The 14,002-nt window shown below is 48.4% G+C and carries 11 protein-coding genes; 7 read left to right on the forward strand and 4 right to left on the reverse strand.

All coding sequences use genetic code 11. The annotated features are described in order from the left end of the window. Positions 1–16: 16 nt before the first annotated feature. Positions 17–1,201, reverse strand: coding sequence for a YgeY family selenium metabolism-linked hydrolase (locus tag FDW94_RS10440; protein WP_008785574.1), 1,185 nt, complete (start codon positions 1,199–1,201; stop codon positions 17–19). Positions 1,202–1,233: 32 nt separating this feature from the next. Beyond that, on the reverse strand, positions 1,234–2,448 hold the full coding sequence (gene dpaL, locus FDW94_RS10445; RefSeq protein ID WP_137377554.1) for a diaminopropionate ammonia-lyase: 1,215 nt from the start codon (positions 2,446–2,448) through the stop codon (positions 1,234–1,236). 381 nt (positions 2,449–2,829) lie between these two features. Here dpaL and FDW94_RS10450 point away from each other — a divergent pair, with 381 nt between their 5' ends. After that, positions 2,830–4,578, forward strand: a complete 1,749-nt coding sequence (locus tag FDW94_RS10450; RefSeq protein WP_057067643.1) for a sigma 54-interacting transcriptional regulator — start codon at positions 2,830–2,832, stop codon at positions 4,576–4,578. 56 nt (positions 4,579–4,634) lie between these two features. Here the strand turns inward: FDW94_RS10450 and FDW94_RS10455 are convergent, their stop codons facing one another. Both FDW94_RS10455 and FDW94_RS10460 read right to left on the reverse strand, forming a co-directional pair. Beyond that, entirely contained in the window at positions 4,635–6,047 is a 1,413-nt protein-coding gene (locus FDW94_RS10455; protein WP_125363093.1) for a tetratricopeptide repeat protein, read from the reverse strand. A gap of 220 nt (positions 6,048–6,267) precedes the next feature. Continuing rightward, a complete protein-coding gene (locus FDW94_RS10460; RefSeq protein ID WP_048215725.1) occupies positions 6,268–6,768 on the reverse strand; it encodes an anti-virulence regulator CigR family protein in 501 nt (166 codons plus the stop codon). A 309-nt stretch (positions 6,769–7,077) separates the two neighbouring features. On the opposite strand from FDW94_RS10460, the gene melR reads away from it, so the two are divergent. The 6 genes from melR (at position 7,078) to galE (ending at position 13,970) form a co-directional block, all read left to right on the forward strand. Beyond that, on the forward strand, positions 7,078–8,016 hold the full coding sequence (gene melR / locus FDW94_RS10465; protein WP_003826064.1) for a transcriptional regulator MelR: 939 nt from the start codon (positions 7,078–7,080) through the stop codon (positions 8,014–8,016). A 193-nt stretch (positions 8,017–8,209) separates the two neighbouring features. Next, entirely contained in the window at positions 8,210–9,670 is a 1,461-nt protein-coding gene (gene nhaC, locus FDW94_RS10470; protein WP_048236607.1) for a Na+/H+ antiporter NhaC, read from the forward strand. Positions 9,671–9,792: 122 nt separating this feature from the next. Beyond that, positions 9,793–10,965 (forward strand): PatB family C-S lyase, encoded by a 1,173-nt coding sequence (locus tag FDW94_RS10475; RefSeq protein WP_045899688.1) that lies wholly within the window; start codon positions 9,793–9,795, stop codon positions 10,963–10,965. A 154-nt stretch (positions 10,966–11,119) separates the two neighbouring features. Continuing rightward, positions 11,120–11,755 (forward strand): carbonic anhydrase, encoded by a 636-nt coding sequence (locus FDW94_RS10480; RefSeq protein WP_003826059.1) that lies wholly within the window; start codon positions 11,120–11,122, stop codon positions 11,753–11,755. A 207-nt stretch (positions 11,756–11,962) separates the two neighbouring features. Next, positions 11,963–12,901: a hypothetical protein gene (locus FDW94_RS10485; protein ID WP_137377546.1), complete on the forward strand. Its 939-nt coding sequence runs from the start codon at positions 11,963–11,965 to the stop codon at positions 12,899–12,901. Positions 12,902–12,953: 52 nt separating this feature from the next. Beyond that, positions 12,954–13,970 (forward strand): UDP-glucose 4-epimerase GalE, encoded by a 1,017-nt coding sequence (galE, locus tag FDW94_RS10490; RefSeq protein WP_048236611.1) that lies wholly within the window; start codon positions 12,954–12,956, stop codon positions 13,968–13,970. The last annotated feature ends 32 nt before the right edge of the window (positions 13,971–14,002 follow it).

A 14,002-nucleotide genomic window follows, 5' to 3' on the forward strand; every position in this document is an offset into this window, starting at 1 on the left:
GTGGTTATCTTTATTTTTATTGGCGATAGAGTGTCTGGATGATGCTGTAATAGCCGCTGGCCGAGCCGGTTAACTGATCGATCTCGATATACTCATCAATGGTGTGTGCCAGGTTTTCTCGTGAAGGACCGAAGCCGATGGTTTTGATTCCCGCTTCGCCCGCATAGTGGCTACCGTTGGTACAAAATGAGTACTGCGTAATGGTTGGATTAAAGCCAGCCTCACGAATGCCCACTAACGCTGCCTGCACAAATTCGTCGGACTCGTCGTACACCCAGCCTGGGAAGAAACGCTCTCCCTCAATCGTGGCGCCGGTATAGCAAGACTCCTGACCCACCGCGTAGGACACTCGGGCCTTAAACTGCGGATCCTGAGCAATAAGTTCGGCAAGCGCATTTTCCAGCGGAGCAATCACGCTTTCTTTGGTTTCACCCACCAGCAAACGGCGATCGTAGGTTGCGCGACAGTAATCCGGTACCACCGAGGCTCCCGGGTACGGCGAAGATTTAATGTCGGTCAGTTCCAGAATGCCAGGCCCCAGAACCGGATGCGTCGGCGGCGTGATCGTGCGAATTTTGTCGATCAATTGCGCCATTTTGTACACCGCGTTAATCCCCGCCTGTGGGTTAGCGGAGTGCGCGGGCTTACCAAAGGTTTCGACCACAATCTCAGCACGGCCACGCTGACCAATTTTCAGGTTTAACTCGGAAGCTTCACCGATGATCACGTAGTCTGGCTTATAGCGCTCGCTGACCAGGCGGGCAGCAATACCTTCAAAACACTCTTCATGCACGATGCACGCAACGTAGATTTTCCCGGCAAAATTTCGCTGATTGTCCTGACCGAAAAAGCCCACGGCGGAGATCATCGCCGCCACGGCACCTTTCATGTCAGTTGTGCCGCGACCATAAATTTTGCCATCTTCAATATCGCCGCCGTATGGGTTGCGGGACCACTTCTCTTCATTCACCGGCACGGTATCGATATGTCCATCGAGAACCAGCGTTTTCCCCGGCTGGTTGCCGACAATGCCGCCAACAATGTTGCCGTACTTATCAACGTGGATGTCATCGAATTGGTAATGCTGCATCATTGTTTTTATGGCATTAACCACTTCCCCTTCCTGACCGGAATAACTTTTTTGTTGGATCAGCGCCTGACAGTTTTTAATGACTTCTTCAATGCGGTTTGCAGATAACATGGGTTTCTCCGTTATATCTCTCAATCAGGGAATTATTTGTTGATGCCCGGGTACTGACCGCCCCAGACAATATCCAGATATTGTTGCGGGTCGGTATCCCCTTCGGTGCTGACTAACAGCACACGAGAGTGCGCATCCAACCCCAGTTGCTCACGCGTTTGCGCCAGTTCAGGCGAGGTCATCAGCAGCGCCAGCAGACCGGTAGTAACCGCACCTGACTCACCCGAAATAATCTGTGGATCGCCTGCCAGCGGGTTGCCCAATATGCGCATGCCCAACGCTGCAACTTCATCAGGACAGGAGGCAAATGCATTGGCATAATCGCGCAGCAGTTTCCAGCCGATACTGTTCGCTTCACCGCAGGCGAGACCGGCCATCACGGTTTGTAAATCACCGCCCACCGCAATGGCATCCCCCTCTTTCGAACGGGCTGAGCGGTAGAGGCAATCGGCAATTAACGCTTCAGCGACGATCACTTTCGGGCGATTCTCCCCCCAGGCTGCCGTCACCATTCCCTGAACCATTCCGGCAAACGAGCCGACGCCTGCCTGCACAAAAATGTGCGTCGGCGCAACCTGATGCAGCTGATCTATCGCCTCCAGCATTAGCGTGCCGTAGCCCTGCATAATCCACTGCGGGATCTTTTCGTATCCTTCCCACGCGGTATCCTGCACCACAATCCAGCCATACTTTTCGGCCTGTTCTGCGGTCATACGAACCGCATCGTCATAGTTCATATCGACGATCTCAGCGGTAGCGCCTTCGTTACGAATAGAGGTCAGACGTTGCTGCGAAGAGCCCTTCGGCATATACACCACGGCGTTTTGCTTCAGTTGGCGCGCCATCCATGCCACGCCGCGACCGTGGTTGCCATCAGTAGTGGTGGCAAATGTGACGGTTTGCAGATCGTGGCGTACCTCTTCGTTGGTCATCACGTCAAACGGCAGTTCGCTGATATCCTTACCAACTAATTCAGCGATATGGCACGCCATCGCATAGGAGCCACCCAGCGCTTTAAAGGCTTTCAGGCCAAAACGCTGAGATTCATCTTTGAGGTAGATATTTTTTACGCCCAGTTTTTGTGAAAGCGCCGGTAGCGTATACAGCGGCGTCGGCGCGTAACCCGGAATAGACCGATGAAAATTCAACGCTTTTACCAGTTCCTGGCGGCTAAACGGTGCCAACGGCGCGTTCGGATGTTCGGTAAACGGTGTCTGGTTAATAAAAAATGATAAGTTTTCCTGCATCATAAAACCTCATTGTCCTGGTATTTCATTCCCTGTAATCGGTGCAATACAGAGATATTTCCGTTATCGGTATTGGCAATAGAGCAAAATGCTTACCAGCTTTTTATTAACCGAGTAAATTCTTATGAATATTTTAATAAAGGCTTTAATTTCAATAATTTAAATAGAAATAAAAATTGACACCAAAAAATATCACTGCGTCAGTTTATCGCCTCATTTTGATAAATTCTCATTATTGATAAATAGTGTGATCGCTGAAGATAAAATAAGAAAAACATCCAAAAACAGCGTGATAGATTGATTTTTCGCAAATCATTTTTGCATTGCTTCGCCTATTTATCATTTTCCTTGAGAAATGCGACACACTGCCGGAGAAGTACCATGATTTCAGTACTCAGCAATATTCAGGATGATATATGCAATTATGCCGACGCTATTTCTGGCATAACGGGCACGGACGTTGAAATCATTGATGAATCTTTAATGCGCATCGCGGGTACCGGGAAATATCGGCATATGCTCAATGAGAACGTGGCCAAAAATGGCTACATCTATCGTCACGTATTGCAGGTGCGAGAAACGGTACTGATCAAAAATCCCGGCGAGCATCCGCTGTGTCAGTTATGTGAAAAACACCACTACTGTTCTGAAATGCTGGATTTGAACGCACCAATTTTTCTCAATAATCGCGTGATTGGCGTGATCGGGATTATTTGCTCAACCCAGGCACAGCGTGACACGTTACTGAGCCAGATTGATAAATTTGTCACCTTTATTGAGCAAATCGCCGTAATGATCTCCAGTAAGGTCTTTGAATGCCTGGAGCGTTTACGCGCGCAGGAAACGCTTGGCGCATTTCGGCGTCTGATCGATGCTATGGACCGCGGCGTGGTGGCAATTGATGGCAAGGGGCTTATCTGGCATGCCAATCATTCAGCCGATCGCATCCTCAACCGTGAGGTTCAGGGATTACCACTGACCATTGAAACAACCGGAGACAGCCTGTATGGCGATGAAGAAGCGTGGCTGACGCTTGAAGGTCAGAAACATCATGTACTGTGCAAACAAATTTCGCTCTCCTCGCAGGATAACGATCGCTTAACCATGGTTATCTTTCGTGATGCACACGACTACCTGAGTAACCTTACTCCATCCCCTTATGAGTCCGACATGCAGGTGCGACTGATTGGTCACTCTCCCTCAATGGAGCAACTCAGAAGCACCATCGGTAAAATCGCCAACAGTTACGCCAGCGTGCTCATCACCGGGGAAAGTGGCTCGGGGAAAGAGGTCGTGGCTTTTGCCATTCACCAAAGCAGTCCACGTAAAGCCGCGCCTTTCGTGACAATCAACTGCGCGGCTATCCCCGAACAACTGCTGGAAAGCGAACTGTTTGGTTATGTTCGCGGCGCATTCAGCGGGGCCGATCCCAAAGGACGAATGGGAAAATTTGAACTGGCCAACGGCGGCAGCCTGTTTCTGGATGAGATTGGCGATATGCCGTTGCACCTGCAGGCCAAGCTGCTCAGGGTCTTGCAGGAAAAGGCGATCACCCGCGTTGGCTCTAATAACACCATCAATATTGATGTGCGCATTATTGCCGCGACCAACAAAAACATTAATGCGATGGTGGAGAATAATCAGTTTCGCGAAGATCTTTTCTATCGCCTGAACGTGGTCCCTCTGGTACTTCCTTCCCTGCGTGAACGCCGAGCTGATATCGCGGTCCTCGCACAGTATTTTGCCGATGAGTTCTCGGTCAGTTACCAGCGACCACCGCAAAAACTGCCTGATGACGTTATTAACCGCCTTTATGCCTGGCACTGGCCGGGCAACATTCGTGAATTACGCAACGTGATCGAATACATTTTTGTGATGCGCGGAGAAGCCGCCGGGATCAACGCCAGCCATCTTCCCCCTTACCTGCTCACCGCCGCTGACGGTAGAAAAACGACGATGACCGCGCAACCCCGTCAGCTTGCCAGCAAAGGAAAACAGGCGGAAAGGGAAGCTATCGAAAACGTCATCCAGCGATTCGGCTCAAGCGTTGAGGGGAAAAAACAAGCCGCGACAGAACTGGGGATCAGCATTGCCACGCTCTATAGAAAAATAAAACTGTACGGTTTGTGAGCCTCCCCCTCTTAACGAAGAGGCTCACGTAAAACCATACTGTGCAACCGAGCGCGTTACAGGGCCGATTGATTTCGATGCTGCTCGAAATAGCGTCTGGCCTTATCGTCAGCTTCTTTCAGAGCTGTCGGATTCAGGTTCTTCTGCGCGATATCCAGTCCATTTTGTGCATCAGAATTCCCATTAGCAAAGGCCACCGCACTCCAGATATACGCCTGAGCATAATCCTGAGTTACCCCTTTGCCTTCAAGGTACATGGTTCCCAGCATCCCCTGAGCTTCCGCATTTCCTTTTCTTGCGGCCTGTTCAAACCACTCAGCGGCTTTTTTATCATCCTGGGCAACGCCATTACCTTCTAAATACATCAAGCCAAGATCTTTTTGCGAGCCTGCATCTCCCTGGGCCGCGGCTTTCTCCAGCCACTCCACCGCTTTTTTATTGTCCTGGGCCGTTCCCTCTCCTTTTGCGTACATCATGCCAAGCATGCCCTGGGCCAGCATATCCCCTTGAAGAGCAGCCTGATTAAACAGCTCAAACGCTTTTTTGTGGTCCTGAGCCACACCAACCCCCTCGCCAAGGTAATACATCGCGCCGAGCATGCTCTGGCCCAGCGCGTCCCCTTTGCTGGCGGACTGTTTAAACAGCGCGAAAGCTTTGTCAGTATCCAGACCGACACCATCACCTTCAAAGTACTTTCTGCCCAGTAATCCCTGCGCTTTGGCATCCCCTCGTTCAGCCGCTTTACTCAATGACTTAACGGTGTTGTAGCCCTCTAATAGCGACGCCTTACTTTCAAGGAAACGCTTTGCGTCAGGATTGCCCTTCTCAACCGCACGATGGAGCCACTCAATGGCATGATAGTTTCCGCGCTCGGCAGCAATGCTTAACCACTCGACGGCCTGCTTATTGCCTTTTCCGACTTCGTTGTCAAACCACTCAATGACCTTACCGTCATACCAGCGCGCGCCCTCACCATCAAAGTAGACTAAGGCGAGCAGATAACGCGCATCGAGATTGCCCTGCTCAGCCGCACGGGTCAGCCATTCAACAGCTTTCTTGTCATTCTGCTGCACGCCCTTACCTTCGAAATACAGCACACCGAGATAGTATTGGGCATCGACATTCCCCTGGGCCGCCGCTTTGCTAAACCATTCGGCCGCTTTCTTGTCATCTTTCAGGCCGCCTTTGCCCTCGTAGTACATCAGTGCAAGCAGATGCTGGGCACTCGCATTACCCTGCTCAGCCGATTTGGTCAGCCACTCGCTGCCTTTACTGAAATTCTGCTCTACCTCTTTACCTTTTAAGTACACGGTTGCAAGCACAAACTGCGCCTGCGCATTTCCCGCCTCAGCACCCTGCTGTAAAACAGCCACAGGTTCTTTATTCCACTCTTTTGCTTGTCCCTGTGAAGATCCCGCACCCCACAATATTCCGATAAAAGTGAAGGCGAGGAGAGGCCGAATGTTCATAAAACGTAATCCTTGTTAAGAAAAGGCACATAATGGAGATGCTCCAACTGCAAGCCAACTCATTTAACTGCGATTGTGATCCATGTCGGAACTATCAGATATTAACTGGGAAATGTGCAAAATATAATTCTTTGACTATGCAGGTGATCCTTAGTGAATAATGCACAACAAAAAGGCCATGTTAATAACATGGCCTTTCGTCTGGACATGGTGTTGAAACTTAATCAAACACACCATTAATAACAGCGGTGACAATCGCCGTGCTCAGTGCAATCAGCACCAAATTATCGCCAATAACCTGCCATTCATAGCCCGGGTAATACGGAAGTTGATTCAACATTGATGGCGGAACGCTCTTCCTGGCGATCCCCGGAGGAAGCGGTTTTCCTCGCGCCAGATTTTTGGCAATACCTGGAGGCAGTGACTTATAGCCCGTTAGACCGTATCTGACAGCATACTGCCTGGCCACGTTATAGCTGATGTCACTATCAACATGGTCCGGCTTACCATAATTTTTACGCTGTTCTGATTGTGCGTTATTTTTTTGGTCCGCGTGTCCTTTCTGGCTATGACCACTATTCCCCTTGTTCCCGCTATTACCATGGTTGCCACTGTTACCATTTCCGTTGCCATTGCCGGGGTTAGCCAACACAGGAGTGGCACACATCGTCATCGCAGCAACGGCAACTACCGCCGCGGCCAAAGTACGGAGCCTGGACATGATGATTCCTTAAGCTGTGGATACAAATAAAAATGTACGGTATTCGCTGAATACTGGCTATCGCTTCAACTCCGATTTATGGGCAAATAAACGATGTTGCTTTGCCATGGGCTCCCCAGATTGAGCGTTTTTGAGATTACAGCTCGCCATTCCCGCTATCTCAGATCGGCAAGCGACAGGCACAGGATCTGAGTTTTTGGGAATAACTTCGCGAAAATGGAGAGAAAACGACGTTTTTTTTCGGTTAAGCTATGTTCATGCTTTGGCGTTACCCCATGGCCGGAATCACTATCCAGGAACCCAACCATAATGGCAAAAAGTACCCCGCAGCTGCCGCTCGACCCTCATATGTGTCGTAGCTATGAGAAAAAGTCGCGAAGTCCGCTGGCGCTCTATTCCGAGTATCAGCGTATGGATGTCGAACTGCGGGCGCCGCTGGCTATGACCTACAGCCACTGGCATGGCCAGGTTGAGGTGAACGTGCCATTTGATGGTGATGTGGAGTATCTCTTTAATGACGAAGTGGTGAAGAGCAAACAGGGTTTTATCACCTTGTTCTGGGCCTGTACTCCCCATCAACTCACGGATGCCGGGCACTGTAAACAGATGGCCATCTTCAACTTACCGATGCATCTGTTTTTGTCCTGGCCGCTGGACAGGGAGCTGATTAATCACGTGACCCACGGGATGGTGATTACTTCGTTGGCTTCACAGCAGCTGAGCGCGTTTGAAGTACAGCGTTGGCAGAATGAACTCAATAGCGATAACGAACAAATTCGCCAGTTAGCCATTGATGAAATCGCGCTAATGCTCAAGCGCTTTAGCCTCGCTGGCTGGCGGCCGGTACTGGGTAACAAAACGTCGCGCACCCAGAAAAACAGTATTTCACGGCATTCACAGTTTTACGTCAGCCAGATGCTGGAGTTTATTGCCGCCAACTGCGACAAACAGCTTACTGTCGATGCTATTGCCGAACACGTAAAGCTCAATCCCAATTATGCGATGGGTATTTTTCACCGGGTGATGCAACTGACGATGAAACAGTATATTACCGCGATGCGCATTAACCATGTGCGGGCTTTACTCAGCGATACGGATAAAACAATTCTGGATATCGCTACAATTGCAGGATTTCGCTCCAGCAGTCGATTCTACAGCTCGTTCCATAAATACGTCGGCATGCCGCCACAGCAGTATCGCAAATTGAGTCAACAACGCCGACATCATTCACCTTATGCCGAGGGGTAATTTATTCACCAAACGTTCTCTTACCTTACTACTAAAATATAAGCACCAGAATAGCAGGTCAAAAAAGATAATCTGCAGCAGTTAATAAAATAGGGTTCAGCCATGAGCTCTGGCAACTATGTTACTCAGACATGAGTGACCTGTAGCAGGTATTTATTTGACGTGTTCAACCATTAATGATTGGGATGGAATTATGGAATTAAATAACTGTACCGCCAACAACAGAAAGCCATTGTCTTTCTTTTGGTCAGTTTTACCCATGGTAGTCATGCTGGGCGGGATTAGCATCGGATATTTTATCTTCAATATTCGTGCTGAACCCATGATCCTGATGGGAACGGCAACCGCCTCGTTTATCGCCATCGCTCACGGCTACACGTGGGATGACATTCTACAATCTATTTGCAATAAAATATCTGAAGCGCTGCCGGTCATATTAATCGTCGCCAGTATCGGTTTCTTAATTGGCGCATGGATGGTGTCAGGCACTATTCCAATGATGATTTATTATGGTTTGAAGTGGATTAACCCTCAATATTTCTATATTTCGGCATTTATGCTGGGAGCACTGATCTCAGTATGCACCGGTACCTCCTGGGGTTCTATCGGGACCGTTGGTATTGCCATGATTGGCGTAGCGATTGGTCTGAATGTCTCGCTGCCCATTGCCGCTGGTGCCATTGTTTCAGGCTGCTGGTTTGGTGATAAGCTCTCACCGGTTTCTGATTCAACCAACATGGCTGCACTGGCTGCCGGGGTAAACCTGTACTCGCATATCGGCCACCTGCTGTGGACTACCGGCCCGGGTTTTATTATTTGCTGCATCGTTTACAGCTATATGGGCATGGGCATTGATGCCTCGTCCAGCGCGCCAGAAAACATTACCAACTTGATGAATTCTATTGGTCAGATTTATCACTTTAATATTCTGCTGCTACTCCCGCCGATCATCGTTTTATATGGCTCACTGTCAAAAAGACCGCCCATTCCGATGCTCTTTTTATCCACAATAGTCTCAATGATTTTGGCGTTAATCTTTCAGCAATTCACGGCATCCTCTGTCGGCGAATCCGTGGTCAGTGGCTTTAAGCTCGCAATGCTTACCGGAGATAATCTGCCGACACTGTCTTCCGATGTTTCCCGCTTACTGGAGCGAGGCGGCGCTATTTCAATGTTTAGCAGCTTCGTTACCGTTTTCAGCGCCTTCAGCTTTGCCGGGGCAATGAGTGCGACAGGCTCTTTGCACACCGTGATAAACGCGCTGACAAAAGGCGTTAAATCCACATTCCGCCTGGTGGCTACCACGATTGTGACGACATTTACCATCTGTGCCTGCACGGCAAATGGGACCTTACCGTTGCTGCTGTGCGGTGATGCCTTTAAAGAGGAGTACAAAAAACGAGGGCTTGCGGCAAAAAACCTCTCGCGAACCACTGAAGATGCCGGAACCGTTGTCGAACCGATTATCCCCTGGTCTGCCTCAGGCGTTTATTGCGCCACTATGCTGGGCGTTGCCACGCTTGATTACTTGCCCTGGGCAATCCTCTGTTACAGCGGTGTCATCTTTGCCCTACTGTGGGCGGCAACCGGTATTGGCATTGCTAAATATGAGCCCAATGAAGCCACTGAGAATATGGTTGAGCAAAAATCATAAACGACTAAATAGCTAAATATTCGCTATCACCAGGGTAAATTAAACATATCCATTAGATATACATAACATTCTTCGCTTTTGCGTTGCTTACACTATTTTCAGAGACTTTCCAGGAGTCAACAATGTCTTTGTTTGATGATATTGTCACAAGGGATGTTAATTGTCGCAAATACGGGCAATTACAACAGATGTACGGTACCACCGATGTATTACCGCTGTGGATTGCAGATATGGATTTTGCGACACCAGAGCCAATCATGAGCACGCTGCGTTCGGTGGTGTCACAGCCTGTGCAAGGCTATAACCTGGATTATCCACAATGGAAAGAATCTGTTATTCATTGGTATGCACAACAGTATGATGCCGATATCAAGGCACACTGGTTACATTTTATTCCCGGTGTTATAAAAACCATCGTACTCTCTTTAATGGCGCTTACCCGTCCAGGCGATAATATTTTAACCTGTACGCCAATCTATGATCCCTATCCTAATCTGGTAAACACCAGCGGTAGGAATTTGATTCAGACGCGCCTCATTGAGAAAAACGGGCACTATGAATTTGACTGGCATGATTTCAGCGAGAAACTCAAGCAGTGCAAAATGTTTTTGTTCCCTTCACCGCATAATCCAGGTGGAATGGTGTGGTCGCGGGAAACGTTGGAAAAAATAAGCCACTATTGCCAGCAGGCAGGCGTCATCATTCTGTCTGATGAAGTGCATAGTGATTTAACCCTGCCAGGAAAGCGCCATTTGCCGTTTTTTACTGTTGATGAAGCGCCAGATAGTCGGTCAATCGTGCTTACTTCCATCAGCAAGACCTTCAATACGGCGGCGATCCAGGGCGGAATCGCCATTATTAAGAATGATGAATTACGCCATCAGTTCTACCACTTTCTGGATAACTGCTACCTTGCCGAGACGCATTCATTACAGCAGGCGGCCATTTATAGCGCTTTTACCCATTGCGCCGACTGGCACCAGAAATTATTGGTCTATCTGGCCGACAATGTAGCGTTTGTAAAAAGTGAAATCGAAAAGTACTGTCCCTTGATTTCCATTGTGTATGGCGGCGCGTCGTATCTTCTGTTTCTGAATGCGGAAAAAATGGATCTCAGCGATGAGCAGCTAAGCGCTTTTTTTGTGCATGACGCCAGGCTTGGCCTGTCACCTGGGGCGCAATACGGTCCCGGTGGAGAGGGGCACATGAGACTCAACGTGGGCTGCCCCCGCCCGGTACTGGTAGAAGCGATGAACAGGCTAAAAGCGGCATACCAGAAATGGCAGAACGCATAGCGTACATCACACGATTTGCCCTGCCACGGTGGGGCAAAATTATCCAAAGATGTTGCTGAACTGCTATAAAGTCTTTCTCTTCTGTCGGCTGGTGTTAAACTGGAAAGTGTGATCTTCATCATAACCTGCTTAAACAGAGACAAGAGACACTGCTATGCAACATATCATCGAGGGCTTCCTCAACTTCCAAAAAGAGATTTTCCCTCAACGCAAGGAACTCTTCCGCAGCCTGGCATCCAGCCAGAATCCTAAGGCACTTTTCATCTCCTGTTCCGATAGCCGCCTGGTTCCAGAACTCGTTACTCAGCAAGATCCAGGACAGCTTTTCGTTATCCGCAACGCCGGTAATATCGTACCGTCATTTGGTCCGGAACCAGGTGGTGTATCCGCAACCATCGAATACGCGGTTGTCGCACTTGGCGTAACGGATATCGTCATCTGCGGTCACTCCAATTGTGGCGCGATGAAAGCCATTGCCGATAGCCAGCCCCTGGATCCGATGCCCGCTGTCGCTCACTGGCTGCACTATGCCGATGCCGCGAAAGCCGTGGTCGATAAAAAAACCTGGGATAACCCAATCGATAAAGTTAACGCCATGGTGGAAGAGAACGTTATCGCACAGCTTAACAACATTAAAACGCATCCTTGTGTCGCGGTTGGGCTGCGCAATAATGCGCTTCGTCTGCACGGTTGGGTGTATGACATCGAAAGCGGTGAAATCCGTACCCTGGATAAAAACAGCAAAACCTACGTTTCCCTTGCAGATAACCCGCAGGTGCATTTCGAGTAATTCCCCCACTGGAGCAAGGATGCTCTGGACATCTCCTCTCCCTATTTCTGTTAGTGGACAAAACAGGGGCTTGCGACTAGTTTTAAAGTAGCCACTGGTGTTCCACATCGGTTTTCGCACATTTATACAACATTGCGACAGGCTCATTCACTGAGTCGCAAACAGCTGTTCATACATGGTGCTGGCGATAAAAAGGATCAGGTGCAAATGCAAACAAAAATAAAAAGAATAATGGATAAGTTATTTTATCATGAGTCGTGGGACATCATGCTTATTAAGGATAATGGTACACACTCATTCCCCGACAACACTCTGGAGATATTAAGAAAATCCACTCCGCAGCAGTTAAAAAAGAAATATACATTTCAGGCCGATCCTTTTCTGATTGAAAAAGATGATAAACTGTATGTTTTCTATGAAGCTCTTAGCTTTCGCAACTCAAAAGGCACGCTACGATGTCGCGTTCTTGACCGTGAACTGGTCGAACTTGAAGATATTAGGCTTGAAGGCTTTGACGACTTACAGTGTCATTTGTCATTCCCTTATCTGATACATATCAACGATCAACTGTTCATGATCCCCGAGTCTTCAGAAAGAAAAGAGGTAATACTGTTTCAGTCAATTGAGTTCCCTGCACGCTGGAAGCAAGTTAAAGTTTTAATCTCTGATACCCAATTAACCGACAACGTATTTATCTCAATTAATGAAACCTGTTATCTGTTGTCCACCACGATGGATAACGAAATAATTATTCATTCAGCAGATCATATTTATGGACAATGGCAGCGGATTACCCCCTCATTGAAGGTGAGCAATCCCCATCATCGAGGTGCAGGTGCCTCCTATCAGGTCGAAAATAAAATGTACTTCCTTACACAGGAGTGCACACCTGAAACTTATGGAAAATCAATCTATATCAAAGAATTAGTGACACTGAACGACGCTAATTTTGCTGAAACTCTGATCGAACAAATCAATTCGTCGATCAACCACAGTGACGGCGTCCACACGCTGAACTTCTCAAATAACTATATTGTTTATGATACAAAAATAAACAAATTCAGCTTTTTATCTATACTTAAAAAAATATCTTATAAATGCATGGTGAGGTATCGCAACTATTACCTTACCAAACGTAACCAATAACGCGTTCTCTATGGTACTGGCGTGAATCAATCCCCGTTTATCTGGAGTCTGTATGGCAATTCTTGTCACTGGTGGTGCAGGTTATATTGGTTCACATACTGTGTTAACGCTACTGGAAAGAGGCGATGATGTCGTAGTCATCGATAATCTGGCGAACGCCAGCAGAATCTCGCTGGACAGGGTCGCGGAACTCACCGGAAGAGAGCCCTTTGTCTATATCGCCGATGTTCTCGACAGGCAGGCATTAAAAAACATTTTCGCCGACCATAACATCACCGATGTCATTCATTTTGCGGGACTCAAATCGGTTTCAGAGTCGATAAAAGAGCCCCTCGCCTACTATGAAAACAACGTTACCGGAACGCTGGTTTTACTGGATGAGATGCTGGCCGCTGGCGTTAATCGTTTCATTTTTAGCTCATCTGCCACGGTATATGGTAATCCAGAAAGCGTACCGCTGAGCGAGCAATCGCGCACGGGTGGTACCACTAATCCGTACGGCACGTCTAAGTTGATGGTCGAACAAATTCTGGCCGATTTCTCACGTGCACAGCCGGGTTTTCGCATTACCTGCCTGCGCTATTTCAACCCGGTTGGCGCCCATCCATCAGGTCGGATTGGTGAAGATCCTAACGGTATCCCTAATAACCTGGTTCCGTATATCTCCCAGGTCGCGATTGGTAAGCTGGAAACCGTATCGGTGTACGGTAATGATTATCCAACCCCTGATGGTACCGGTGTGCGTGATTATATTCACGTCATGGATCTGGCGACCGGTCATTTAGCCGCGCTGGATTGCCAGAGCAAAGGCGCGACTTATAAGGTGATTAATCTCGGTACCGGTGTCGGTTATTCCGTGATTAATCTGATTGAGGCATTTGAAAAAGCGGCACAGACAAAAATTAATTATCAGTTTGTCGCCAGAAGACCCGGAGATATTGCCGAATGTTGGTCTGACCCATCGCTGGCATACAAAGAGCTAGGTTGGAAGGCCATCTATAACCTTGATGAAATGATGCGTGACACCTGGAACTGGCAAAAAAATAACCCGAATGGGTATCAAATTTAATGTTCTCAGCAGCGAGCCTGACCGTCAGGCTC

This window comes from Citrobacter sp. wls757 (assembly GCF_005280935.1).
Taxonomy (GTDB): Bacteria; Pseudomonadota; Gammaproteobacteria; order Enterobacterales; family Enterobacteriaceae; genus Citrobacter; species Citrobacter portucalensis.